The sequence below is a fragment of the Amycolatopsis sp. 3B14 genome (genome assembly GCF_050958625.1).
In the GTDB taxonomy this organism is placed as follows: domain Bacteria; phylum Actinomycetota; class Actinomycetes; order Mycobacteriales; family Pseudonocardiaceae; genus Amycolatopsis_E; species Amycolatopsis_E thermoflava.
In genome coordinates this window covers 1-24,648 of the sequence record NZ_JBHZEN010000085.1, presented here as the reverse complement: position 1 = coordinate 24,648, position 24,648 = coordinate 1, and the positions used below count along the sequence as shown (strand labels likewise).

General features: G+C 72.1%; 25 protein-coding genes and 1 pseudogene. 13 read left to right on the top strand and 13 right to left on the bottom strand.

What is annotated here, in order from left to right; translation table 11 throughout:
* Positions 1–46 precede the first annotated feature (46 nt).
* From ACCP09_RS36590 to ACCP09_RS36575, 4 genes are read right to left on the bottom strand one after another with little or no spacing between them, the layout of a single operon-like run.
* Positions 47–475: a MarR family winged helix-turn-helix transcriptional regulator gene (locus tag ACCP09_RS36590; RefSeq protein ID WP_027935111.1), complete on the bottom strand. Its 429-nt coding sequence runs from the start codon at positions 473–475 to the stop codon at positions 47–49.
* A 58-nt stretch (positions 476–533) separates the two neighbouring features.
* Positions 534–1,346 (bottom strand): aldo/keto reductase, encoded by an 813-nt coding sequence (locus tag ACCP09_RS36585; RefSeq protein ID WP_378365925.1) that lies wholly within the window; start codon positions 1,344–1,346, stop codon positions 534–536.
* Between the two features lie 15 nt (positions 1,347–1,361).
* On the bottom strand, positions 1,362–2,501 hold the full coding sequence (locus ACCP09_RS36580) for a sensor histidine kinase (protein WP_027935109.1): 1,140 nt from the start codon (positions 2,499–2,501) through the stop codon (positions 1,362–1,364).
* Positions 2,498–3,175, bottom strand: coding sequence for a response regulator transcription factor (locus tag ACCP09_RS36575; RefSeq protein WP_017983685.1), 678 nt, complete (start codon positions 3,173–3,175; stop codon positions 2,498–2,500). Before ACCP09_RS36575 ends, ACCP09_RS36580 begins: the two co-directional genes overlap by 4 nt.
* Positions 3,176–3,257: 82 nt before the next feature.
* Here ACCP09_RS36575 and ACCP09_RS36570 point away from each other — a divergent pair, with 82 nt between their 5' ends.
* Positions 3,258–3,674, top strand: a complete 417-nt coding sequence (locus ACCP09_RS36570; protein WP_378365924.1) for a hypothetical protein — start codon at positions 3,258–3,260, stop codon at positions 3,672–3,674.
* 26 nt (positions 3,675–3,700) lie between these two features.
* On the opposite strand, the gene ACCP09_RS36565 is transcribed toward ACCP09_RS36570, so the two are convergent.
* From ACCP09_RS36565 to ACCP09_RS36540, 6 genes are all read right to left on the bottom strand, one after another.
* On the bottom strand, positions 3,701–4,375 hold the full coding sequence (locus ACCP09_RS36565) for an anti-sigma factor (RefSeq protein WP_433753483.1): 675 nt from the start codon (positions 4,373–4,375) through the stop codon (positions 3,701–3,703).
* The gene (locus ACCP09_RS36560; protein ID WP_027935106.1) at positions 4,372–4,923 is read right to left on the bottom strand and encodes a sigma-70 family RNA polymerase sigma factor; all 552 of its coding nucleotides are present in this window, start codon (positions 4,921–4,923) and stop codon (positions 4,372–4,374) included. The genes ACCP09_RS36565 and ACCP09_RS36560 overlap by 4 nt, the downstream gene beginning before the upstream one ends.
* A 24-nt stretch (positions 4,924–4,947) precedes the next feature.
* Positions 4,948–5,826: an SCO0930 family lipoprotein gene (locus ACCP09_RS36555; RefSeq protein WP_433753481.1), complete on the bottom strand. Its 879-nt coding sequence runs from the start codon at positions 5,824–5,826 to the stop codon at positions 4,948–4,950.
* Between the two features lie 75 nt (positions 5,827–5,901).
* A complete protein-coding gene (locus tag ACCP09_RS36550) occupies positions 5,902–7,311 on the bottom strand; it encodes a DUF1996 domain-containing protein (protein WP_433753479.1) in 1,410 nt (469 codons plus the stop codon).
* 165 nt (positions 7,312–7,476) lie between these two features.
* Positions 7,477–8,166, bottom strand: coding sequence for an anti-sigma factor family protein (locus ACCP09_RS36545; RefSeq protein ID WP_433753477.1), 690 nt, complete (start codon positions 8,164–8,166; stop codon positions 7,477–7,479).
* 5 nt (positions 8,167–8,171) lie between these two features.
* On the bottom strand, positions 8,172–8,723 hold the full coding sequence (locus ACCP09_RS36540) for a sigma-70 family RNA polymerase sigma factor (protein WP_167499109.1): 552 nt from the start codon (positions 8,721–8,723) through the stop codon (positions 8,172–8,174).
* A gap of 170 nt (positions 8,724–8,893) precedes the next feature.
* On the opposite strand from ACCP09_RS36540, the gene ACCP09_RS36535 reads away from it, so the two are divergent.
* The 7 genes and pseudogenes from ACCP09_RS36535 to ACCP09_RS36505 all read left to right on the top strand — a co-directional run bounded on the left by ACCP09_RS36535 (position 8,894) and on the right by ACCP09_RS36505 (position 14,922).
* Positions 8,894–9,409 carry a hypothetical protein gene (locus tag ACCP09_RS36535; protein ID WP_433753475.1) on the top strand — a complete coding sequence of 172 codons (516 nt, stop codon included), beginning with the start codon at positions 8,894–8,896 and terminating at the stop codon, positions 9,407–9,409.
* A 76-nt stretch (positions 9,410–9,485) separates the two neighbouring features.
* Positions 9,486–10,103 (top strand): DUF4142 domain-containing protein, encoded by a 618-nt coding sequence (locus ACCP09_RS36530; RefSeq protein ID WP_433753473.1) that lies wholly within the window; start codon positions 9,486–9,488, stop codon positions 10,101–10,103.
* A 14-nt stretch (positions 10,104–10,117) separates the two neighbouring features.
* On the top strand, positions 10,118–10,690 hold the full coding sequence (locus ACCP09_RS36525; RefSeq protein WP_433753505.1) for a ferric reductase-like transmembrane domain-containing protein: 573 nt from the start codon (positions 10,118–10,120) through the stop codon (positions 10,688–10,690).
* Complete coding sequence (locus tag ACCP09_RS36520; RefSeq protein ID WP_027935098.1) at positions 10,687–10,905, top strand: ferredoxin; 219 nt, start codon at positions 10,687–10,689, stop codon at positions 10,903–10,905. The genes ACCP09_RS36525 and ACCP09_RS36520 overlap by 4 nt, the downstream gene beginning before the upstream one ends.
* Entirely contained in the window at positions 10,898–12,139 is a 1,242-nt protein-coding gene (locus tag ACCP09_RS36515; RefSeq protein WP_433753471.1) for an NAD(P)/FAD-dependent oxidoreductase, read from the top strand. The genes ACCP09_RS36520 and ACCP09_RS36515 overlap by 8 nt, the downstream gene beginning before the upstream one ends.
* A 107-nt stretch (positions 12,140–12,246) precedes the next feature.
* Positions 12,247–13,087, top strand: a pseudogene (locus ACCP09_RS36510) (IS481 family transposase).
* Positions 13,088–13,308: 221 nt separating this feature from the next.
* Positions 13,309–14,922, top strand: coding sequence for a purine-cytosine permease family protein (locus ACCP09_RS36505; RefSeq protein WP_123685567.1), 1,614 nt, complete (start codon positions 13,309–13,311; stop codon positions 14,920–14,922).
* Here ACCP09_RS36505 and ACCP09_RS36500 read toward each other — a convergent pair whose 3' ends face one another.
* On the bottom strand, positions 14,923–15,729 hold the full coding sequence (locus ACCP09_RS36500) for a LysR family transcriptional regulator (protein ID WP_400986807.1): 807 nt from the start codon (positions 15,727–15,729) through the stop codon (positions 14,923–14,925).
* A 70-nt stretch (positions 15,730–15,799) separates the two neighbouring features.
* Here ACCP09_RS36500 and ACCP09_RS36495 point away from each other — a divergent pair, with 70 nt between their 5' ends.
* Together ACCP09_RS36495 and ACCP09_RS36490 are read left to right on the top strand one after the other, a co-directional pair.
* Complete coding sequence (locus tag ACCP09_RS36495) at positions 15,800–16,681, top strand: NmrA family NAD(P)-binding protein (RefSeq protein WP_123687254.1); 882 nt, start codon at positions 15,800–15,802, stop codon at positions 16,679–16,681.
* Entirely contained in the window at positions 16,678–17,319 is a 642-nt protein-coding gene (locus ACCP09_RS36490; protein ID WP_433753467.1) for a formylglycine-generating enzyme family protein, read from the top strand. Before ACCP09_RS36495 ends, ACCP09_RS36490 begins: the two co-directional genes overlap by 4 nt.
* 417 nt (positions 17,320–17,736) lie before the next feature.
* On the opposite strand, the gene dxs is transcribed toward ACCP09_RS36490, so the two are convergent.
* Both dxs and ACCP09_RS36480 read right to left on the bottom strand, forming a co-directional pair.
* Positions 17,737–19,653 carry a 1-deoxy-D-xylulose-5-phosphate synthase gene (dxs, locus tag ACCP09_RS36485; RefSeq protein ID WP_027935093.1) on the bottom strand — a complete coding sequence of 639 codons (1,917 nt, stop codon included), beginning with the start codon at positions 19,651–19,653 and terminating at the stop codon, positions 17,737–17,739.
* 413 nt (positions 19,654–20,066) lie between these two features.
* Positions 20,067–20,987, bottom strand: coding sequence for a LysR family transcriptional regulator (locus tag ACCP09_RS36480; RefSeq protein WP_378335046.1), 921 nt, complete (start codon positions 20,985–20,987; stop codon positions 20,067–20,069).
* A 71-nt stretch (positions 20,988–21,058) separates the two neighbouring features.
* Between ACCP09_RS36480 and ACCP09_RS36475 the strand changes: the two genes are divergently transcribed.
* Genes ACCP09_RS36475 through ACCP09_RS36465 form a run of 3 tightly spaced genes read left to right on the top strand, consistent with a single transcriptional unit; the run spans position 21,059 to position 24,419 of the window.
* Entirely contained in the window at positions 21,059–21,751 is a 693-nt protein-coding gene (locus tag ACCP09_RS36475) for a succinate dehydrogenase cytochrome b subunit (RefSeq protein WP_123685563.1), read from the top strand.
* On the top strand, positions 21,748–23,676 hold the full coding sequence (locus ACCP09_RS36470) for a fumarate reductase/succinate dehydrogenase flavoprotein subunit (RefSeq protein WP_433753464.1): 1,929 nt from the start codon (positions 21,748–21,750) through the stop codon (positions 23,674–23,676). The genes ACCP09_RS36475 and ACCP09_RS36470 overlap by 4 nt, the downstream gene beginning before the upstream one ends.
* Positions 23,673–24,419, top strand: coding sequence for a succinate dehydrogenase/fumarate reductase iron-sulfur subunit (locus ACCP09_RS36465; protein ID WP_433753462.1), 747 nt, complete (start codon positions 23,673–23,675; stop codon positions 24,417–24,419). Before ACCP09_RS36470 ends, ACCP09_RS36465 begins: the two co-directional genes overlap by 4 nt.
* The last annotated feature ends 229 nt before the right edge of the window (positions 24,420–24,648 follow it).

The following is a 24,648-nucleotide window of genomic DNA, read 5'->3' as shown; positions in this document are numbered from 1 at the left end:
GTTCGTACTACGAACAATAACGGTTCGCAGTACGAACTGCAAGTGGTCAGTGGTCCAGGAAGACCGGGGGCACCTCGTTGTCCGTCACGACCCGGCCGAGCAGGTCCGCGAGCCGGTCGCGGTCGGCGGCGTCGAGCCCAGCGGGCAGCTGTTCGATCCGGCGGCAGGTCTCGGCGTAGAACTCCGCCGCCAGCCGCTTCCCCTCCGGCGTCAACGCGACCAAGACCGCCCTGGTGTCCCGCGGATCCGGCTCGCGGCGCACCAGGCCGTTGCGTTCGGTGCGGTCGACCAGCCCGGTGAGGCTCGACTTCGCCAGCCGCAGCACCGCGCCCAGCTCGGTCATGCCGTAGGGCCGCGCCATCAGCACGCACAACAGCTGCCCCTGCGGCATCGTGATGCCGTACTCCCTGGCCGATTCGGAATACACCGCGTTCACCAGGAACGTGGACCGCACCAGCGCGGTCACGATCCCCATCCGGCCGTCATCCTGTGCGGGCATTCCACCAGGCTAACAGTTCGTGGTGCGAATTACCTCACGCGTCCGGGTGGGGGCCGTGGCGGTCGCCGGCCTCCAGCGTCGCCATCCCGGCGATGTCGTGCGAGTCCAGCTCGAAGTCGAAGATGTCGATGTTCTCCCGGATGCGGCTCGGGGTGGCCGACTTCGGAATGACCATGTGCCCCATCTCGATGTGCCAGCGCAGCACCACCTGAGCCGGGGTCTTGCCGTGCTTGCGGGCGATCGTGGTGATCACCTCGTGGTCCAGCTGCCTGCCGCGGGCGAGCGGGCTCCACGCCTCGGTCACGATGCCGTGCTCCTCGTGGAAGCCGCGCAGCGCCGCCTGCTGCAGGCCCGGGTGCAGCTCGACCTGGTTGACCGCGGGCACGACCTCGGTCTCGGCCATCAGCCGCTCCAGGTGCGGGATCTGGAAGTTGGACACGCCGATCGCGCGCGCCCTGCCGTCGGCGAGGATCTTCTCCAGCGCACGCCACGTCTCGACGTAGCGGTCCTGCCCCGGCACTGGCCAGTGGATCAGGTACAGGTCGACGTAGTCGAGCCCGAGCAGCTCCAGGCTGCCGTCGAACGCCTTCAGCGCCCGGTCGTAGCCGTGCTCGGTGTTCCACAGCTTGGTGGTGACGAACAGCTCCTCGCGCGGCAGGCCGGACGACCGCACCGCAGCGCCGACGCCGCGCTCGTTGCCGTAAAGGGTCGCTGTGTCGAAGCTGCGGTAGCCGGCCTCCATCGCCACGTGCATCACCGACTCGACCTCGTCGTCGGGCAGCTTGTACACGCCGAACCCGAGTGCGGGCAGCTCGATCTCGTTGTTCAACCGGATGGAAGGGACCATGCCCAGCACCGTAACTCAGCGGGTCGCGGGCAGCCGGACGGTGACGGACAGCCCGCCGCCGACCACCGGTTCCGCGGCGACCAGCCCGTCGTGCGCCTCGACCGCCGCGCGCACGATCGACAACCCGAGGCCGGCGCCGTGCCGGGCGGTGCGTGCCACGCCCGCGCGGCGGAACGGCTCGAACAGCTCGTCCACCGCTTGCGGGTCGACCAGCCCGCCGGAGGACCGCACCCGCAGCGTCGCCCACTGCTCCCCGGCCTGGGTGGTGACCTCGATCCAGCCGGCGTCGACGTTGTGCCGCACCGCGTTCTCCAGCAGGTTGCCCGCGATGCGCTCCAGCAGCGCCGGATCGCCCGTGGTCCAGGCGGGCTCGACGTGGAAGGTCGTTTTGAGGCCGCGCTGGTCGGCCTCCCCGGACACCGCCCGCCACGCGCTCGCGACCAGCGCGGCGAGGTCGACCGGCTCGGTCACCACCAGCCCGGCGCCGTCGGTGCGGGCGAGCAGCAGCAGCGACCCGACGAGCTGGTTGGCCCGCTCGGTCGCGTCCCGCACCACGCCGGCCATGCGCCGCAGCTCGGCGGTGTCGGCCTGGTCGTCGGCGAGCGTGACGTCCAGTTCGGTGCGGATCACCGACAGCGGGGTGCGCAGCTCGTGGCTGGCGTTGGCGACGAAGTGCCGCTGCGCCTCGAACGCCGACTGCAGCCGGTCGAGCATCGCGTCGAAGGTCTGTGCCAGTTCGGCCAGCTCGCCGCGCGCGTCGACCTCGCCGATGCGCTCGCCCAGCGACTCGACCGACAACCGCCGCGCGGTGCCGGTGATGTCCCGCAGCGGGCGCAGCACGCGCGAGGTGAACGTCCAGGCCAGGATCGCGGTGGCCAGCACCACGCAGCAGAACGCGATGGTCCCGGCGAGCAGCATCTTGTCCCGCGCGTGGTCGCGCAGGTGCGTGGCCAGCGCGGCGGCGTCCACGTCCACGCCGTCGACGCGCACGACCGTGCCCGGCGGCATCTGCGGCACCGCCGCCACGGCGTCGCCGACCAGCGTCCAGGCCAGCCAGAGCAGCACGAGGCTCACGCCGGCCGCCAGCCCGGTCGCGAGCAGCGTGATGCGCGCCCGCAGGCTGCGCACCGGCGTGCGTGTCGAGCGCGAACTCACCCCTTCGCGGGGCCGGTGTCGCGTGCCCGGTACCCGGATCCCACCACGGTCTCGATGATTCCAGGTTCGCCCAGCTTCTTGCGCAGGGTCATCACCGTGACCCGCACGGTCGTGGTGAACGGGTCGGCGTTCTCGTCCCACACCCGCTCCAGCAGCTCCTCGCTGCTGACGACCGCGCCCTTGGCGGACATCAGGACCTCCAGGACGCCGAACTCCTTGCGGGTCAGGTCGACCGGGCCGCTGGCGCGGCGGACGGTGCGCTTGGCCGGGTCGAGCTCGACGTCGCCGACCGTGAGCAGCGGCGGCGCGGCCGGGGTGGCGCGGCGGCCGAGCGCGCGGACGCGGGCGACCAGCTCCGGGAAGGCGAACGGCTTGGCCAGGTAGTCGTCGGCGCCGAGGGACAGGCCCTCGACGCGGTCGGAGACCGTGCCGCTGGCGGTCAGCATGAGGACGCGGGTCAGCTCGTCGGAGGAGACGATCTGGCGGCACAGCTCGTCTCCCGACATCCCGGGCAGGTCGCGGTCGAGCAGCACCACGTCGTAGCGTGTGATGCTCGCCTTCTCGTGCCCCTCGTCGCCGGTGAGGGCGACGTCCACCGCCATGCCTTCCCGGCGCAGCCCGCGCGCGATCGCGTCCGCCAGCGGCGCCTCGTCCTCGACAACCAGAATTCGCACGCAGACAACCGTGCCACAGTTTCCTGAGAGTTACCTGGGCGGCGGTACCCTGGCTGTTCGCGACTGGCTGGGGGTGGCCCGGATGAGCGATCTGGAGATCTTCGTCGGCGAGTGGACGGTCGAGGTCGGGTTCCCCGGCGCGCCGCCCGCCCGGTCGGTGTTCGAGTGGATCCTGGACGGTGCCTATCTGGCGCAGCGCACCGAGGTGCCGCTGCCCGAGGTGCCGGACAGCCTGTCGCTGGTCGGCCCGGCGGACGGCGGGTACACCCAGCACTACTTCGACTCGCGCGGGGTGAGCCGCCTGTACGCCATGACCTTCGACGGCGCGCGGTGGACGCTGCGGCGGGAGACCGCGGACTTCACGCCGCTGGACTTCGCGCAGCGGTTCACCGGGGTGTTCAGCGCGGACGGCGACCGGATCGACGGCGCGTGGGAGAAGCGGATGCCGGACGGGGACTGGGAACTGGACTTCGAACTGGTCTACACGCGAGTCTCCTGAGCCCTCCACCCGGGACGGCGGCCACCTCAGAGCGGCACCTCCACGAACCGCCGTCCGTCGAGGTTTTCCACCACTACCGCGGTTACCTCGGCGGGCGCCACGAGCGCGAAACCGTCCAGGGCAGTGCCGTCCCGTTCGCCTGCCGGGGATACGAGCCAGCTGCCCGCCTCGACGCGCGAACCGTCGCGGGCGACGACCACCAGGCGGCACTTCTGGCCTGCCGGGATGCCGCCCACGGACGCCGTCAGCCGGACCCACCCGGCGGCGGGCCGCACCGCCACGGACATCGTCGCACCGGTCACCGCGTCCGTCCCGGACACCGTCCGCGTGCCCGGCTCCTGCGCGGTCACCGTGGGCGGCGCCGTCGTCCGGCCCAGCACGATGCCGCCCGCGCCCAGCGCGATCGCGACCGCGACCGCCGCCGCCCCGGCCACCAGCCGGTTGCGCCGCACCCGCGAGTCGCGTTCGCGGCGGACCTGGCCGAGCGTGCGCTGCAGCAGCAGGTCCCCGCCGTCGGGCGGCCCGTCCAGCATCGCCTCCGGCGGGACGACCTCCAGCGCCGCGCGCGCCATCCGCAGGGACGCCACCTCGGCCTGGCAACGACGGCAGGAGTTCAGGTGCCGCTGCATCGCTCGCATCTCCTCGTGCTCGAGCGCTTCGAGCAGGTAGGCGGCGAGCGCTCCGGGATCGTGGATCGTCATCCGGCCACCTCTCCGACCGCGGCCCCGCGGCCGCCGAACGTCTGGCGCATCGCTCTGAGCGCGTAGTACGACCGCGACTTCACCGTGCCCGGCGGGACCCCGAGGGTCTCCGCCGCTTCGGCGACGCTGCGGCCGCGGAAGTAGATCTCGGTCAGCACGTCCCGGTGCTCCGGCGACAGCCGGTCCATCGCGTCGAGCACGACCATCGAGTTCACCACGGCGTCGGAGTGGTCGGCCGCGACCGGCGGCGCCGCGGGCGCCTCCGCGACCTCCGCGGGCCGGGCGGCCTTCGCGCGGAACCGGTCGGCGACGATGTTGCGCACCACCGTCAGCAGCCAGCCGCGCACCGAACCCTTGCCGTTGACGAGCGTGTCCGGGTGCCGCCACGCCCGCACCAGGGTCTCCTGCACGGCGTCCTCGGCCGCGGCGTGGTCGCCGGTGAGCCGGTTGGCGTAGGCGAGCAGCGCCCGCCCGTGCTCCTCGTACAGCGTCCGGATCAGGGCCTCGTCGGCGACCGCCGTCCGTTTCGCGGCGCGTAGCACCGGCATCCGCACTCACTCCTCGCTGGGGGATCAGTAACTGCTCGGCGCGGCCGCGAGTGGCTTCTTCTCCGCGGCGACCTTGCAGCCGTTGGTCTCGATGGCGAACCAGGTGCCGCCGACGGTGTGGCCGTTCGCCTGGCCGGGCGCGGTGTCCTGGGCGTAGGTGTAGACCGGCCAGCCGCCGACGGTGACCTGCTCGGTCCCGTCCGGCCGGGTGACCGTGCCGACCAGCTTCGGGTCGACGCCCTCGACGCGGGTCTCCCCGCGCGCCACGACCGGCGGCCAGGTGGTGGCGCACTGGCCCTCGCACGTGGGCTTCGGCGGGTTCTTGCCGTCCTTGGTGAACAGGTAGATCGTGCGGCCGTCGCCGTCGGTGAGGACGGTGTCCAGGCCGGGGATGTTCGTGGTGCGGATCGCGGTCTCCGGGGTGGCGGCCTTCGCCCCGGTCGGCGTGATCGCCGCCCAGGTGCCGCCCACGCCCTGGCCCTTGGCGTCGCCGGCCACGGTGTCCTTGGCGTAGCGGTAGACCGGCCAGCCGTTGACCGTGACCTGCTGGGTGCCGTCGGCGCGCGCGACCGTGCCGACGAGCTTCGCGTCGACTCCGCGCACGTCCACCGCCCCGGTCGCCACCACCGGCGGCCAGGTGGTGGCGCATTCGCCCGCGCACGCGGACTTGGGCGGCCGCGCGGTGTCGCGGTCGAAGCGGTAGAGGGTCATGCCGTTGGAATCGATGAGGACCGGGCCGAGCCCGTCGACGTCGGACGCGACCAGCCCGACGGCGGGCTGGGCGGCGGCCGCCTGCTGGATCACGACCGGGGCGGCGGCCGGGCCGCGCTCGCCCTGCCCGCACGCGGTGAGCAGGGCGAGTCCGGCGAGTGCGGCGGCGGGCAGGACGTTGCGCGCGGTCATGGTCGTCTCCTTCTCGGGGAATTCGCTTCCGGCGCAATGCACACGTCCGCCGCCGCCGCGCGGTTCAGACTTCTTTCACTCGCCGCAGGTGCGGTCGCGGTTGATGCACCACACGAGGCGGTTCATGATCCGCTGCGACATCACGTTGGCGAAGTCGTCGTGGTCGGACCGCGGGTTGTGGCTCTCCTCCGGGAAGGAGTCCACTTTGTACTGTCCGGCGACCTGGACGTCGCGCGGGATGTCGTAGACCAGCGTGATGCGCAGCTGCGGCACGACCACGAACCCGCGCTTGCACCGGCCGTTGGCCTCGGGGAAGACGATGTGGTCGCGGTGGTTGGCGCTGTCGATGTTGCGGCCGTCCCAGCAACTCGGGAAGTCGTGGATGCGCTCGACCTTGCTGCCTTCCGGGCAGATCGGGTACTTGTCGGTGAGCCGGTCCTCGAACCCGGTGCACGTCCAGCTGGCGCGGGCGTTGCGCGGGCCGTTCGTGCCCTGCTTGGCGTCGCCGTAGAGCACGCGCAGGAACTTCGGCATGGCCCGCACCGGGCCGACCGGGCTGCCGCGGAAGGTGATGTTCACCGACTCGGGCAGCTGGATCTCCCCGTCATTGCCGCCGATCTCGCTGTTGTCGTCGGCAGGCGGTTGCTCCGCGTCGTCGCCGTCACTGTTCTCGTCGCCGTTGGGGATCCCCTGCCGCTGGGTGTCCTCGACCGCGCAGGTGGCCTGCGCGGGGTCGACGGGCTGCCCGGTCGCCTGGCTGATGCGGTCCAGGCTCGCGGATCGCTGTTGCCGCAGGGGTTCCAGCACCGCCGCCTCGGCGGCGGGGTCGGCCGCGATCTGCTCGTCGGCGGCCGCCTCCTGCTGGTCCAGCGCGTCCAGCTCGGTGTCCACGGTCGCCATGGCCTGCTCGGGGACCTCGGCGAGCTGGCTGGCCACGTCCGGGCACTCGACCTGCGCGACGTCCTCGGTCTGCTCGGCCTCGGCGCGCTGGGCGTCGAGCTCGGCCTCGTCCTCGGGCGGGTTCGCCTCCTCGGCGTCCTCGCGGTCGATCCGCACCACCGGCCAGAAGTAGGCGGACTTGTCCCCGTTGCGGCAGGTGGTTCCGGCGCGCAGCAGGCTTTCGTTGGTGGAGTCGGCGTTGGTGGACAGGTTTCCGACGTAGTCGTGCAGGTGCTGGGCGCCGTTGCGCACGCCCGGCTGGGCGATGAAGTTGTCGGGGTTGTAGTGGCCGTTCTCGTTGCGGCCGCAGTCGACCGTGAACGTGCCGGTGGAGGCGCGGCGGTTCGGCCGCACCTCGGTCACGTTCGGCGCGACCGTGGTGATGTCGACGAAGAACGCCGGATCGACCTCGTCGGCGCCGGCCTGACCGGTGTCGCCGGTCGTGGTGGCGACGGTGACGCCCGCGGCCGCGAGCGCTAGTCCGACCGCGAGGGTCGCGATCTTGGTCCGGCATGCGACGCGGTGCCGGCCTTCGTTTCGAGCCATGGATGTGCTCACCTCGAATCAGCCCGGCGGCGCACGCGCGCGCCGGGTTGTGGCGTGGGATTGGGACGAAACGGCTCCCCCGAGCCCGTCACAGGGGGATACGTACGTCGCGCCCGCCGAGTTCAAAACGCGATCCGCGCGTTATCTCGTCGTTATAACTACTGGTCAGCGCTCGATGCTGGCGAGCACCGCGCCGGACTCGGTGCGGATCTGGAACTTCTCGATGTCCCCTGGACCGAACGCGGTGCCCCCGGAGATGAGCAGCGGGTCCACGGCGCCGGCGGGCACCGTCCAGCTCGCGACGGTCTCCTCGTGCCCGCTCCAGTCGACGGCGACGAGGTGGCAGCGCAGCGGGCCGGCGACCCCGGAGAGGTCGAGCCGGACCGCCGCGCCCCAACTGGTCGGCATCACCAGCACCTCGGTGCGCAGCGCCTGGCCGGTCTCGCTGCCGGTGAACCGGCTCGCGCCCGGCGACGACGGTGCCGGCGGCGGTGGCGGCGTGACGGCCGCGACCGGCGCCGGGGCCCGCGACGGGACGACGGCCAGCGTCACCAGCGGCCCGGCGATGATCAGCAGCATGGCCGCGACGGCCAGCACCCGGCGCACCAGGGTGCGGCGACGGCGGATCGCGGCGACCTCGTCGAGCATCGGCGCCAGCACCCGCGGCGCGGGAACCGGCGGTTCCGGCCAGTAGCGGCGGATCTCGTCGAGCAGGTCCGGCAGCTCGTGCATCTCCAGGAGGTCGAGCTGGCAGTTCGGGCAGTCCAGCAGATGCGCCTCGAACGCCGCGTTGTCGGCGTCGTCGAGCACGCCGAGGACGTACGCGGCAATGTCGGTGTGCGCCGGCTTGCCCACGCCGCTCACCCCCGCTCCCGCAACGAGCGGCGCAGCGCGCGCACCGCGTGGTAGATCCGGGACTTCACGGTCCCCGGCGGCACCCCGAGCGTCTCGGCCGCCTCGTTGACCGTGCGGCCGTGGACGTAGGTCTGCAGGACCGCCTCCCGGTGCTCCGCGGACAGGGTCTGCAGTGCTTCGTACAGCATCATCGCGGCCAGGGTCCGGTCCGATTCGTCCGGCACCCCGACGGAGTTCGCGTCGGGCTCCTCGACCTCCTGGGGCCGCGCGCGGCGGCTGCGCCAGCCGTCGATGACGATGCGGCGGGCCACGGTGTGCAGCCACGCCCGCAGCATCTCCGGCTCCCGGTCGAGCTTGTCGGCGTTGCGCCAGGCCCTGATCAGGGTCTCCTGCACGACGTCCTCGGCCCACAGGCGGTCACCCCCGGTCAGGGTGATCACGAACGCGAGCAGGGGGCGGCCGAACTCCCGGTAGAGGGCGGTGGCCAGGTCGTCGTCCTGGCCCGGGTCGGGCACCGGCTCGACCACGGTGCGGAGAATTCGGCTGTGGCGTCCCACGGCGGACATCTTTGCGGTATTCCGGTCGCGGAGTCCAGTACGAAATTCGCGGAAAAATTCTTTGAACCGCTTCCGCGCCGCCGTCGTATACCTCGCTGACAGTTCCCGGGCCGATCCCCCGCGACCCGGACCTTTTCCGTCCACTGTGGATTCCAGGAAGGCGTCCCGACGTGCCCCGATCCCCTGCGCTGACACCGCTGGCCACCGGTTGCGTGGTCCTCGCGGTGATCACCGCGTGCGACACCGGCTCCCCCGCGCCGCTGCCGCCCCAGTCCGTTCCCGCGGCGGAGGCCGCGCCGGCGCTCAACGCCGTGCGCGCCTTCGACCTCGGCCGCATCGTGGTCGACGGCGCGGGATTCACCTTGTACCGCTACGACAAGGACACCACCGCCCCGCCGCGGTCCGCGTGTGACAGCGCGTGCACCCGGACGTGGCAGCCCGTGCCCGCGACCGCGGCGCAGCAGCTGCGCGGCATCGACCCGGCGCTCGTCGGGTCCCTCACCCGGGCCGACGGCACGGACCAGGTGACGCTCGCCGGGCACCCGCTGTACCGCTACCGTCCCGACGAAATGCCCGGCGAAACCGGCGGGCTGGGATCCGGCGACGCGTGGTTCCCGGTCAGCCCGGACGGGAACAAAGTGCAGGCCGCGAGCGATCCGGGACGAACTGATGCGTTCGGCCTCTAGACGATTCCTGACCATGCTGATGGTCCTGTTGTTCGTCCAATTGGCCGTACCACGGAATGTGACCGCGCAGACCGAATTGAGCGCCGCCGATCGCGATTTGCTGATCCGCGTCCGGCAGGCCGGGCTGTGGGAGATGCCCGCGGGCGACTGGGCCCGCACCCGCGCCCGCGACGAGCACGTCAAGGACGTCGGCATGACGCTGATGGTCGACCACGGGCGGCTCGACGTGCAGGTGCGCGACCTGGCCCGGCGGCGCGGGGTGACCCTGCCCGACCAGCCGACGGCCGACCAGCAGCGGTGGCTGGTGGAGATGCGCGACGCGCCGACGGCCGCCGACTTCGAGCGGGTCTTCGCCAACCGCCTGCGCGCCGCGCACGGCGTGGTGTTCGGCGTGATCGCGCAGGTGCGTGCGAACACCCGCGACGACGAGATCCGCGCGTTCGCCGCCGCCGCGAACCAGGTGGTGCTCCGGCACATCACGCTGCTGGAGAGCACCGGCCTCGTCGACTACACGCAGCTGCCCCAGCCTCAGTCCGGCACGGTGTCCGCCTCCGCCGACGCGGCCCTCGACCTGGCGGCCACCGACGTCATCACCACCGTTGTGCTGGCCGCGCTGCTGTGCGGAGCGACGGTGCTCGTGCTGTGGCTGATCCGCCACCCCGCCAGACGACTGAAAGCTGGAGACAAGACGTGACACTCGAGTCCCTGATGCCGCTCGCGCAGCAGACGGCCGACACCGGTTTGCGCGGTGTCGCGGCCTTCTCCGCGCGGCTGGCGTACGCGTTCATGTGCCTGACCCTGTGCTGGGGCGTGCTGACCGCGACCGGCTGGGTCCGCAACATCACCGGCCGGAAAGCGCTGCGCAGCGGGCACATCGCGCTGGCCACGCTGACACTGGCCTTCGGCGCGATCCACGCCCTGTCGTTCCTGTTCCTGACCAGCGGCGCGTTCACCGTGGTGCAGCTGACCGTGCCGCTGAACGGGCTGGCGCGGCACAGCTTCGGCATCATCGGCATCGAGGTGATGCTCGCAGTCGCGCTCACCACGGGCCTGCAGCGCTACACCGCCTACCGCCGCTGGCTGTGGGTGCACCGGCTGGCCTACCCGGCGGTCGCGCTGACCGCGCTGCACTCGTTCTTCGGCGCGATCGCCAACGGGCACCTCGCGCTGCTGTGGCTCGGCGGGATCACGCTGCTGGTGCCGACGGTGACGCTGGCCGTGCTGCGGTTTCTGCCTGCGCGGGTCCTGGAGCGCATCGGGCTGGTCGAGGAGCTGGTGTGAAGCTGCGCAAGGGACCACGTCTGAGCGTGAACAACGAGCGGTGCGAGTTGTTCGGCACCTGCCAGTGGGAGGCGCCGGGACTGTTCGAACTGGAGCGCAACGGCCGGCTGCGGTACCGGAGCCGGCTGACGGAAGAGGACTGGGAGCCCGCGGTCGCCGCCGCCCGCAGCTGCCCCATGCAGGCCATCCAAATCAAGGGGATCTCCGATGAGTGACGGCGACCGGATCGTGATCGTGGGAGCGGGCGTGGCCGGGCTGCGTGCCGCGGAACGGTTGCGGGAACTGGGTTTCGACGGCGAACTGGTGATCGTCGGCGACGAGGCGCGCAAGCCCTACCACCGGCCGATGGTGTCCAAGCAGCTGATGATGGGCACGGTCCGCCCGTCCGACGCGACGTTGCAGACCTACACCGACCTCGACGCGCACTGGCGGCTCGGCACCCGCGCGACGCACCTGGACACGCTGCAACGCGTCGTGCACCTGCCCGGCGGCGAGGAGCTGTGGTACGACGGGCTGGTCATCGCGACCGGGGTGGTGCCGCGGCACCTGCCCGGTTCGCCGCGGCACGACCCGCGGGTGCGGGTGCTGCGCACGGTCGAGGACGCGGCCGCGGTGCGGAAGGCGCTGGCGGCCAGCAACAAACCGGCGGTGGTGATCGGCAGCGGGCTGATCGGGTGCGAGTTCGCCGCGAGCATGCGGCAGATGGGCCGCGACGTGACGCTGGTCGGGCACGCGCGGGCGCCGCTGCACCGGTTCGGCACGCGCATCGCCGAGGCGGTCACCGACATCCAGCTCAAGCACCGCGCGAGCCTGGCGATGCGGTCGGAGGTGCGGCACTGGATCGAGACGAAGGACGCGTTCGGGCTGCACCTGACCAACAACAAGCTGGTCGTGGCCAGTTGCGTGATCCTGGCGATCGGCAGCGTGCCCGCGGTCGACTGGCTGCGCGGGTCCGGGCTGGTGATCGACGACGGCGTGCTGTGCGAGTCGACGCTGTTCGCCGTCGACGCCGACGACGTCGTGGTCGCCGGGGACGTCGCGTGCTGGCCCAACCTGCGGTTCGACGAGGTGCCGCGGCGAGTCGAGCACTGGCTCAACGCGGTGGAATCCGGTCGCGCGGCGGCGGAGAACCTGATGGCGGGCCGGCGGGCCGCGCAGCCGTTCACGCCGATGCCGCGGGCGTGGTCGAGCCTCTACGACGCGCGGCTGCAGATGGTCGGGATGCCCGCGCTGGCGGACGACACGGTGCAGCTCGCGCAGGGCGTGACGGGTTTCGTGCGCGGCGGGAAGCTCGTCGGAGCCGCCGGCTGGGACCGCCCGCGGGCGATGCTGCACTGGACCGCGGAACTGCACCGCCGGCTGCCTGCCCCGGCGACGGTTCCGGCGCCCGAACCCGCCGAGGCCGAGCGAGTGCCGGACTCCCCGGCCGAATGGCTGTCGGTGGGCTAGCTGTGGGGATCATGGACGGTGCGGTCGGTGTGTCGGGTTGATCAAGGCGAAGACTTCCGTGTGGGGTGAAGGTGCTTGACGCCCTTCCCGCACAAACGGAAGCCTTCGTGTCTCACCGTAACGCCCGACTGACCGAGTATGGGCGGCGGTTGCTGGTTGAGCGTGTCGCGGGGCGGCCGGTGGCCCATGTGGCGGTGGAGATGGGCGAGTCGCGGGCGACCGGGCACAAGTGGTTGCGCCGGTTTCGGAAGGAAGGTCAGGCCGGGTTGGCCGACCGCCCGAGTCGCCCGCGCACCTCCCCGACCCGAACGTCTGCGGAGGTGGAGCACAAGGTCCTGCACGTGCGGCAGAACCGCCGGCTCGGCCCCGCCCGGATCGCCGGGCTCCTGGACGTGCCGGCCCTCGACCGTGCACCGCATCTTGGCGCGTCACCGAATGCCGAAGTTGGCCTGGCTGGACCGTCCCACGGGCGAGCAGATTCGCCGCCCGCCGCGCACCCCGAGTGGGGTTTGAGTCCGTGCACTGCGCCGTCAACGATCACTCCCGGCTGGCCTACGCCGAGATCCACCCCGACGAAACCCCGCCACCTGCGCTGACTTCCTCCGCCGCGCCGCCGCCGTGTTCGCCGCCCACGGCATTCCCACCATCGAACGAGTCATGACCGACAACGCCCTGGCCTACCGCCGCTCGCACGCCTTCCGCGCCGCGTTCGCCGAGATCGGCGCCCACCAGCGCTTCACCCGGGCCTACCGACCCCAAACCAACGGCAAAGCCGAACGTTTCAACCGCACCCTCGCCGAAGAATGGGCCTACGCCCAACCCTTCACCAACTCACACCAGCGCACCGCCGCACTGCCCGACTTCCTCCACCACTACAACCACCACCGCGCCCACACCGGACAACCACCCAACACCCGCGCCAACAACCTCCCGAGGCACTACAGCTAGCCGGCGCGGGGGTCTCCGGCGCTCCGCCGGCTGCGCCGGAGGCCCTCCCCTCCAGAGGCACAACACCCGCACCCGCAAGTCCCACGCTCGCGGCCGCGAGTTCCGCACTCCCCGGCGCGAGTCCCACCGAGCGCCCGCGCGACCGCGGGGTAACACAGGGAAACCTGGTCGTCACCGGGGGACAAACCGTTGGCAACAGCGGCTTCCTAGCGTCGCCCGGCATGGATGCGACGACGGCTCCACCGGTTCAGCGTCAGGCCACCAAGGAAACCCTGGAGGATTACACCCTTCGCTTCGCGCCGCGGACCTACCGCCGGTGGACGCCGGCGGTCGTCGGGGCCTCGGCGCTCGGCGGCATCGCCTACATGGCCGACTTCTCGATCGGCGCAGGCATCGGCCTGACGCACGGCACCGGCAACGCCCTGCTCGCGATCGGCGTGGCCGCGGTCGTCATCTTCGTCACCGGCTTCCCGCTGGCCTACTACGGCGCGCGCTACAACATCGACCTCGACCTCATCACCCGCGGCTCCGGCTTCGGCTACTACGGCTCGGTCATCACCAGCGTCATCTTCGCCAGCTTCACGTTCATCTTCTTCGCCACCGAGGGCTCGATCATGGCCCAGGGGCTCCGCTTCGCGCTGGGCCTGCCGCTATGGCTGGGGTATCTGGCGTCCACTTTGGTCATCATCCCGCTGGTGATCTACGGCATGAAAGCGCTTGCGAAGCTGCAGAGCTGGACCAACCCGCTGTGGCTGCTGCTGATGGTCGCGCCGCTGGTGTTCCTCATCGTCCAGGACCCGGATTCGGTGTCGCGCTGGCTGTCCCACGAAGGCACCGGCGGTTCCGGCCTGAGCACGGCGGCGGTGATGCTCGGCGCGGGCGTGTGCCTGTCGCTGATGGGGCAGATCGGCGAGCAGATCGACTACCTGCGCTTCATGCCGCCGCGCACGGCCGAGAACCGGCGCGCCTGGTGGACGTCGGTCGTGCTGGCGGGGCCCGGCTGGGTGCTGTTCGGCGCGGTCAAGCAGGCGATCGGCGTGTTCATGGCCGTCTACGTCCTCGATGCCGTCGGCGCGGCGGCCGCGGTCGAGCCGATCGAGCAGTTCACCGGCGTGTTCAAGCAGATGATGCCGCCGTGGCTGGTCGTCCCACTGGCGCTCGTGCTGGTCGTGCTCAGCCAGGTGAAGATCAACGTCACCAACGCCTACTCCGGGTCGCTGGCGTGGACGAACTCGTTCACCCGCGTCACCAAGCACTACCCGGGGCGCCTGGTCTTCGTGCTGGTCAACCTCGCGATCGCGCTGGTCTTGATGGAGGCGAACATGTTCAGCTTCCTCAACAACGTGCTCAGCTTCTACTCCAACTGCGCGATGGCCTGGGTCGTCACGGTCGCCACCGACATCGGGGTCAACAAGTACCTGCTCAAGCTGTCGCCGAAGCAGCCGGAGTTCCGGCGCGGCATGCTCTACGCGGTCAACCCGGTCGGGGTGGTGTCCTTCCTGGCCTCGTCAGTCCTGTCCATCGCGGTCTACTTCGGACTGTTCGGGGACGCGATACAGCCGTATTCGCCGCTGGTGGCGGTGGTGATCGCGGTGGTGCTGACCCCGCTGGTGGCGATCCTGACCCGCGGCCGGTACTACCTGCGCCGCACCGACGACGGCATCACCGAGCCGCTGCTGGACGCCGACGGCAACCCGAGCGGCACCCGCTACGACTGCGTGGTGTGCGGCGAGCCCTACGAGCGCCCGGACATGACGGCGAGCGCGGCCGGCGGCACGATCTGCTCGCTGTGCCTGAGCACCGACCGCACGGGCACGCACGTGCTCCCCGCCTAGCTATCCGGACAGCACGCGCGCCGCGATCGTGACGAAGTCTTCCAGGTGCGGGCGCCGGTGCCCGTCGGCGACGGCGAGACAGATCTCGAACTCCTCGGCGTCGCTGATGGTCCGGTGGATCACGTCCGGCCGAGAGTAGTAGCGCGCCACGCTGCGCGGGATCATCGTGATGCCGAGACCGGCCGCGACGAGTTCCAGCTTCTCCTCGATCGTGCTGATCCGCCTGGTCTGCGCGTCGATGACGTGCTCGCCGTCCAGGTCGGCGTGCCGCACGCGTCGCCGCGCGGCCAGCGGGTGCGCGGCGGGCAGGCACACGACCTTCGGCTCGCTGCCGACGCGGAGGGTCTTCAGACCGGCGGGGTCGAACGGCTGCCGCAGGTACCCGACGTCGGCACGGCCGTCACGCATCGCTTCGGCCTGCTCGAACCAGTTGAGGTGCAGCAGTTCGACCTCGACGTCCGGGTGCGCCTGCGCGAACGCCCGGACCGCGGGCGAGACGGTCAGCCCCGGCGCGAACCCGAGCACCAGCCGCCGCGCGCCCCGCGCCGCGCCGTACGCCCGGCGCGTCGCGGCCACCGCCGCCGCCAGCACACCGGGCGCGTCCGCGTACAGCTGCTCACCGGCCGCCGTCAGCCGCACCGAACGCGTGGTGCGCTCCAGCAGCTCGCAGCCCAGTTCCCGTTCCAGGGCGCGGATCTGCCTGCTCAGCACCGGCTGCGCGATGTGCAGCCGCTCGGCCGCGCGGCCGAAGTGCCCGTGCTCGGCGACGGCGGTGAAGTACCGCAGCTTGCGCAGGTCCAGATCCATACCGGAAGGGTATCAATGTCCGCGAAGAGGTATTGGACGATCGGCGTGCGCGGGGCGGAGGGTGGACCACATGATCGTGGTAACCGCACCCACCGGCCGGATCGGCCGGCAGCTCACCGAATCCCTGCTCGCCGCGGACGCGCCGGTCCGCGTCATCGTGCGCGACCCGTCCCGGCTCACCGCGGCGGTCCGCGAGAAGGCCGAGGTCGTCACCGGGTCGCACGGCGACCCCGAGGTCGTCGGCAAGGCGTTCGCGGACGCCGACGCGGTCTTCTGGCTCCTCCCGCCCAACCACTCCGCCGACAGCCTCGACGCGGCGTTCCTGGACTTCACCCGGCCCGCGTGCGAGGTGTTCCGCGGCCGGGACCTGCGTGTGGTCGGGGTGTCGGCCGTCGGCCGTGGCGTGGCGGTCAACGCCGGGCACGTGTCGGCGTCGCTGGCGATGGACGACCTGATCGCGAGCACCGGCGTCCGGTACCGCGCGCTGACGATGCCGACCTTCATGGACAACCTCCTCTGGCAGGTGCCGTCGATCGCGCGGGACGGGGTTTTCGCCGAGATGGCCGTCCCGGACCACCGGCGGCCGCTGTGCGCGACGAAGGACATCGCCGACGCCGCCGCCCGGCTGCTGCTCGACGATTCGTGGAGCGGGCATGGCGAGGTTCCGGTGCTCGGGCCGGAGGACCTCACTTACCTGGAGGTGGCGGAGATCATGTCGGACGTGCTGGGCAGGCCGGTGCGGTTCGAGCAGCTCTCGGCCGAGGCACTGAAGGCGAGCCTGCGGCAGCGGGGCTGGTCGGAGGCGATGGCACAGGCCATGATCGACATGGCGGCCGCCAAGAACGCGGGCCTGGACAACGCGGAACCACGCACGCCGGAAGCCACCACGCCGACGACGTTCCGCCAGTGGTGCGAGGAGGTTCTGCGGCCGGCAGTAGCATCCGCCGGGTGAAGATGATCGCCGTTCCGGGCGGGAGCGTGAGGGTGTCCGACCGGCGGACGCAGCGGAGCTGGTCCGTCGAGGTCGCGCCCTTCCGGATGGCGGCGCACCACGTGACGCAGGCGCAGTACGCGGCCGTGGCCGGTTCCAGTCCCAGCGCTTCCCGGGGGCCGGAACTGCCGGTGGAGAGCGTGACGTGGGCGGAAGCGACGCGGTTCTGCAACGCGTTGTCCGTCCACGAGGGACTGTCCCCGGTGTACTCGTTCGGGGCCGCCGTGGAGTGGGACCGGGCCGCGGACGGCTACCGCCTGCCCACCGAGGCGGAGTGGGAGCACGCCTGCCGCGCCGGAACGGACGGCCCGCGTTACGGCGACCTCGACGAGATCGCTTGGCACCGCGGCAATTCCGGCGAGCGGATCCACGAGGTCGGCGGGAAACGCCCGAACGCGTGGGGGTTGCACGACATGATCGGCAACGCGTGGGACTGGTGCTGGGACGTCTACGACGCCCACGTGTACGGCCCGTACCGCGTCCTGCGCGGCGGCGGCTGGTTCGACGAGCACTGGAGCTGCCGCGCCTCCGTCCGGCGCCGCAGCCACCCGTCCTACCGCAGCGACGACGTCGGGTTCCGCGTGGTCCGCTCCCACTGAGCGGGCGCGGGCTCTCGTGCGGCGCTGGTCTAGGCGAGTGGGGTGCCGCCCGCCGCGCAGCCGGGACCGGCCAGTGCCGGGGAACGGCCGCGCTCCGCTTGGTGGCGGCGGCTGAGCACGGCCACCGGACACTGCCTTGCCTGGCCAAGTCCATGCGCGGCTGGGCGGGGCGCACGGAGCCAGCGCTGTCGCTGATCCAGGCCAGTGGGGCGCCGCCGCCGCGCAGCGGCGCAGCCGGAAGCGGCCTACCGGGCCTGCGCCCTGGAAACAGCCGTGGCCCCATTTGGTGGCCGCGCTCACGCGGGGCCACCAAGCCGCGCTTACGCGGGGCCACTCACCGGCACCAGGCCGGTGCTCCTCCACCGATGAATCCACCGCTGCGGGCCGCGCCCCATCCGGATCGCGGCCCGCGCGGTGTCACTCGGTCGGGGCCTCCGCCGCGGCCGGCTGCGCCTCGCCGATCAGGTTCGACGCCCACTCCGTCACGCGCCGCGCGACGTCTTGCGCCGTCAGGCCCACGCTGGCGAGCACCTCTTCGCGCGACGCGTGCGGCAGGAACTCCTGCGGCACGGCCAGGTCGCGCAGCGGCACGTCGCACTCGGCGTCCCGCAGCACGGATGCCAGCGCGCTGCCGAAACCGCCGTGCCTGCCGCTGTCCTCGACCGTCACGACCAGCCGGTGCTCACTCGCCAGGCCGACCAGCTCGCGCGGCACCGGCAGCACCCATCGCGGGTCGACGACGGTGACGCCGATGCCCTGGTCGGCCAGCCGTTCGGCGGCGGCCAGCCCGAGCGGCGCGAACGCACCCACCGCGACCAGCAGCACGTCGGCGCCCGCGCCTTCCCGCGGCCGCCGCAGCACGTCGATCACGCCGATCCGCTCCACCGCGGGCACCGACTCGGTGACACTGCCCTTGGAAAACCGCAGCGCGGTCGGCCCGTCGGACACCGCCACCGCCTCACGCAGCTCCTCACGCAGCGTCTGCGCGTCGCGCGGCGCGGCGACCCGGATGCCGGGCACCATGCCCAGCAGCGACAGGTCCCACATGCCGTGGTGGCTCGGCCCGTCCGGCCCGGTGATGCCGGCCCGGTCCAGCACCAGCGTGACCGGCTGGCGGTGCAGCGCGACGTCCATCAGCAGCTGGTCGAACGCCCGGTTGAGGAACGTCGAGTACACCGCGACCACCGGGTGCATCCCGCCCATCGCGAGGCCGGCGGCCGAGGTCAGGGCGTGCTGCTCGGCGATGCCCACGTCGAACCAGCGGTCCGGGTGCCGCTCGGCGAACTCGTGCAGCCCCGTCGAGCGCAGCATCGCGGCGGTGATCGCCACGACGTCCTCGCGCTCCTCGCCGATGCGCGCCAGCTCGTCCCCGAACACCGCGGTCCAGCTCAGGCCCTTCGGCTTGGGCAGGCCGGTTTCCGGGTCGATCGGGTCGGTCTGGTGCATCTGGTCGGCCTCGTGGTTCACCGCGGGCGGGTAACCGTGGCCCTTCTCGGTGACCGCGTGCACGACGACCGGCCCGCCGAACGCCTTCGCCGCCTGGAACGCCTTCTCCAGCGCCGCGATGTCGTGGCCGTCGACCGGGCCGAGGTACTTCAGCTTGAGGTCGGAGAACATCTCCTGCGGGCTCAGCGCGTCCTTGATGCCGGCCTTCGCCGCGTGCAGCGCCGCGTAGATCGGCTTGCCCACCACCGGCGTGTTGAGCAGCAGCTCACGCCCGCCGTCGAGCATGCGCTCGTAGCCCGGCTGCAGCCGCAGCGAGGCCAGGTGCTCGGCGAACCCGCCGATCGTCGGCGAGTAGGACCGGCCGTTGTCGTTGACCACGATCACCACGGGACGGCCCGGCTCGGCGGCGATGTTGTTCAGCGCCTCCCAGCACATGCCGCCGGTCAGCGCGCCGTCCCCGACGACCGCGACCGCGTGCCGCCCGCCGCCGGCGAGCTCGAACGCCTTCGACAGGCCGTCCACATAGGACAACGCGGTGGAGGCGTGGCTGTTCTCCACCAGGTCGTGCTCGCTCTCCTCACGGGACGGATAGCCCGACGGCCCGCCCTGCTGGCGCAGCAGGTCGAACTCGGTGTGCCTGCCGGTCACGATCTTGTGCACGTAGCACTGGTGACCGACGTCCCAGACGATCGCGTCCTTCGGCGAGTCGAACACCCGGTGCAGCGCCAGGGTCAGCTCGACCACGCCGAGGTTGGGGCCGAGGTGGCCGCCGGAGCGGCGGACCTTGTCGACCAGGAAGTCGCGGATCTCCCCCGCCAGGTGCTCGAGCTGGCCGTGTCCCATGCGCTTCAGGTCGGCCGGTCCGTGCACGGACTCCAGCAGCGTCACTTTCCACCTCACCCGCATAGATACCTCGCCCTGCCCGCCAGGGCGCGTCCAGTCAGTCTACGGAGAACCGTAGTCCTCCGGCCGCCCCGCGCGTTCCGGGTCACTGATCACGCGGTGAGAAGGTGCCGGCCGCTGCCGCAACCGTGTGAACACGGTCTCACTGACATGACGCACCGGGGTGCGCACGTGGTGACATCCCGTGAGATCGGGTCCGGCCAGGCGTGGCGTTACATCAGGCCACGGGATTGGTGAACCGATCAAGACTGATGTGGGTGGCGGCGCGGGGCGCGGGGCCCATTGGACCAGCTCACGGGCCGCGCTCCGCGTGCGCACCGCCGCACCCCGCGACACCCTCCGGACCTCTCACCGCACCAGCGCCGCCCCACCCCGGGGCACCTCCCCCGCCCGGCGCCTCACCGCCCGGCCAGCTCCACCCCGGCCGGCAGCGTCCCGGCCCGGTGCAGCTCCTCGAGGTGCGTGAGCAGCGTCTCGCGGAACGCGCGCGCCGCGTTGGTCGGCGCCACGTCCGTCCGCTGGGCCAGCGCGATGGTGCGGGTGATCTCCGGCGCGGTCAGCGGCGTCCCGCGCAGCGCAGGCCGCCCGGCGAGCACCAGGCTCGGCACCACCGCGACCCCGAGCCCCACCTCGACGAACCTCAGCACGGCGTCCATCTCCCCACCCTGCGCCGCGAACACCGGCGTGAACCCGGCGGCGCGGCAGGCCTGCAGGGTGGTGTCCCGCAGGTCGTAGCCCTCCCGGAACATCACCAGCGGCCGGTCGCGCAGCTCCGTCAGCCGGACCTCCGCGCCCAGGTCCACCCCGGCGGGCGAGGCCACCACCAGCCGCTCGCGCAGCAGGGGCACCGACGTCAGCGCCGCCTCCTCCCCCGCCGCGATCAGCACCGCCAGGTCCAGCTCGCCGTGCGTCAGCGCCCGCACGAGATCCTTCGAACCGCTCTCCTCAACCACCAGCTCGATGCCCGGGTACTCGCGGTGGAAGCGGTGCAGCACGTCGGCGAACACCGTGACGCACAGGCTCGGCGTCGCGCCCACCCGGACCCGGCCGCGGCGCAGTCCGACCAGCTCGGCGACCTCCAGCCGCGCCGTGTCCACGTCGGCGACGATGCGCCGCGCGATCGGCAGCAGCGCCTCGCCGGCCGGGGTCAGCGTGACGTTGCCCCGCGCCCGGCTGAACAACGGCGCGCCGAGTTCGTCCTCCAGCGCGCGGACCTGCTTGCTCAGTGAGGGCTGCGCCACATACGTGCGCTCCGCGGCTCGCGTGAAGTGCCGCGTCTCGGCCACGGCCAGGAAGTACAGCAGCTGCTGCAGCGTCATAGCTTGATGCTATCGTCTCAAGCACTTCGATATATTGGACGACTCGTCGCCGCGGGCCGCACGCTGCCCACGTGGCCCTTCTCGAACGTTCCGCACCACCACGCCGGCTGTGGTCCTCGACCGTCGGGCAGAAGGCGATCATGGCCGTGACCGGCCTGCTCCTGCTGCTCTTCGTCGTCGCGCACATGCTGGGCAACCTGAAGTTCTTCGTGTCCGCGGCGAGCTTCGACCACTACGCGGCCTGGCTGCGCACGATCCTGGACAGCGTCCTCGGGCACTCCGGGTTCCTCTGGGTGCTCCGCGCCGGCCTGGTCGTCTGCGTCGTCCTGCACGCCGTCACCGCGGCTCGTCTGGCGCGCCGCGCTCGCGCCGCCCGGCCGGTTCGGTACGCCCACCGCGGGCGCGTCCAAGGCGACTACGCGGCGCGCACCATGCGCTGGGGCGGGGTGATCCTCGCGTTGTTCGTCGTCTACCACGTGCTCGACCTGACCACCGGGCACCTCAACCCGAACGGCGTGCCGGGCGCCGTGCACGACAACGTCGTCGCCGACTTCCGGCTCTGGTACGTGACGCTGGTCTACACGCTGGCCGTGGTCGCGCTCGGGTTCCACATCCGGCACGGGCTGTGGAGCGCACTGCAGAGCCTCGGCACGTCCGGCGCCGCGCGGCGCACCGCGCAGGGCGTCGCGCTCGGCGTCGCGGTCGCCGTGACCGCCGGGTACCTGTCCGTCCCGTTCGCCGTCGTCACCGGATTGGCCGGGTGAGCACTGTGTTCATCGAAGGAACCCCGATCTCCGACACCCGCGCGCCGGACGTCCCGCTCGAACAGCGCTGGGAGCGGCGGCGGTTCACCGCCCGCCTGGTCAACCCCGCCAACCGGCGCCGGCTCTCGGTCATCGTCGTCGGCACCGGCCTGGCCGGCGCGTCCGCCGCGGCCACCCTGGCCGAACTGGGCTACCAGGTCCGCTCGTTCTGCTACCAGGACAGCCCGCGCCGCGCGCACAGCATCGCCGCGCAGGGCGGGATCAACGCGGCCAAGAACTACCGCGGCGACGGCGACAGCGTCCACCGCCTCTTCTACGACACCGTCAAGGGCGGCGACTTCCGGGCTCGGGAGTCCAATGTGCACCGTCTGGCGGAGCTGAGCGTGCGGATCATCGACCAGGCCGTCGCGCAGGGCGTGCCCTTCGCGCGGGAGTACGGCGGGTTGCTGGACACGCGGTCGTTCGGCGGCGCGCAGGTGTCCCGCACCTTCTACGCCCGGGGGCAGACCGGGCAGCAACTCCTGCTCGGCGCCTACCAGGCGATGGCGCGGCAGATCCACCTTGGACGGATCGCGATGCACCCGCGCACCGAAATGCTCGATCTCGTCGTGGTGGACGGCCGCGCACGTGGGGTCGTGGTGCGCAACCTGGTCACCGGCGAGATCTCCACCCACGTCGCGGACGCGGTGGTGCTGGCCACCGGCGGGTACGGCAACGCCTTCCACCTGTCCACGAACGCCAAGGGCTGCAACGCGACCGCGATCTGGCGCGCGCACCGGCGGGGCGCGCTGTTCGCGAACCCGTGCTTCACGCAGATCCACCCGACGTGCATCCCGGTCAGCGGCGGGCACCAGTCGAAGCTGACGTTGATGAGCGAGTCGCTGCGCAACGACGGGCGGGTGTGGGTGCCCGTCGCGGCGGGCGACACGCGGCCGCCGTCGCAGATTCCTGAGGCGGAGCGGGACTACTTCCTGGAGCGCCGGTACCCGGCGTTCGGGAACCTCGTGCCGCGCGACATCGCCTCCCGCGCGGTGAAGAGCGTGTGCGACGCGGGCCGCGGGGTCGGGCCCGGCGGGCTCGGGGTGTACCTGGACTTCGCGGACGCGCTGGAGCGGCTCGGCCGGGACGGTGTGGAGTCCCGCTACGGCAACCTGTTCGCGATGTACGAGCGGATCACCGGGGACGATCCGTACCGGGTGCCGATGCGCATCTACCCGGCCGTGCACTACACGATGGGCGGGCTGTGGGTCGACTACGACCTGCACAGCACCATCCCCGGCCTGTTCGTGATCGGCGAGGCGAACTTCTCCGACCACGGCGCCAACCGGCTCGGGGCGAGCGCGCTGATGCAGGGGCTCGCGGATGGCTACTTCGTGCTGCCCACGACGATCGGCGACTACCTGGCCGACGGCCCGTTCCCGGCGGTCGGCGACGTGTCCGGGGCGCAGGCGGAGGTCGAGGACCGGATCGCGCGGCTGCTGTCCGTGGACGGGGACCGGTCCGCGGAGGACTTCCACCGCGAACTGGGCGCGGTGCTGTGGGAGCACTGCGGGATGAGCCGCAACGAGACCGGGCTGCGGAAGGCGCTGGAGCTGATCCCGGCGCTGCGCGAGGAGTTCTGGTCGCGGCTGCGGGTGCCCGGTTCGGGGACTGCGCTGAACCAGTCGCTGGAGAAGGCCGGGCGGGTCGCGGACTTCCTGGAGCTGGCGGAGCTGATGTGCCTGGATGCGTTGCACCGCACCGAATCCTGCGGCGGGCACTTCCGGGAGGAGAGCCAGACCGCCGACGGCGAGGCGCGGCGCGACGACGCGGCGTTCTCGTACGTGGCCGCGTGGGAGTTCACCGGGGTGGGTCAGCCGCCGGTGCTGCACCGCGAGGCGTTGTCGTTCGACCATGTCACCCCCAGTCAGCGGAGCTACTCGTGAAACTCGTGTTGAAGATCTGGCGGCAGAAGGACGCGGCGGACCGCGGCGGGCTGGTGCGGTACGAGGTGGACGGCCTGTCGCCGGACATGTCGTTCGTGGAGGTGCTCGATGTGCTGAACGAGCGCCTCACCGCCGCGGGCGACGAACCGGTGGCGTTCGACCACGACTGCCGGGAAGGGATTTGCGGGGCGTGCGGGGTCGTGATCGACGGCACGGCGCACGGCCCGCAGGCGGCGACCACCACGTGCCAGCTGCACCTGCGGCACTTCGCGGACGGGCAGACCGTGACGGTGGAGCCGTGGCGGGCGCGGGCTTTCCCGGTGGTCAAGGATTTGGTGGTCGATCGTGGGGCGCTGGACCGGATCATCGAAGCGGGCGGGTACATCACGGCGCCGACCGGCAGCGCGCCCGAAGCCCACGCGACGCCGGTGCCGAAACCGGCGGCGGACGTCGCTTTCGAAGCGGCGGCCTGCATCGGCTGCGGCGCATGTGTCGCTGCGTGCCCGAACGGTTCGGCCATGCTGTTCACCGCCGCCAAGGCGACGCACCTGGGGGTCCTCCCGCAGGGCGAGCCGGAGCGGCCGGCGCGAGCGGTGTCGATGGTCGCCGCGCAGGACGCGGAGGGCTTCGGAGGCTGCACGAACAGCGGCGAGTGCACGGCGGTGTGCCCGAAGGGGATCCCGCTGGACACGATCGGCCGCCTGAACAGGGACGTATTGGGCGCGGCGCTGCGGCCCGGGTGATGCGGAGGCGGGCGGCGCGGTGATGTGGGGGCGCGGGCGCGACAGCGCCGGGCGCGGCAGCGCCGGGCGCGGCAGCGCCGGGCGCGGCAGCGCCGGGCGCGACAGCGCGCGGCAGCGCGGGGCGGCAGCGCGGCAGGGCAGGGCGCGGCGGCGCGCGGCGGCGGGGCGAAGCGGCGCGGTGATGTGGGGGCGCGGGCGGGCAGCGCCGGGCGCGACAGCGCCAGGCGCG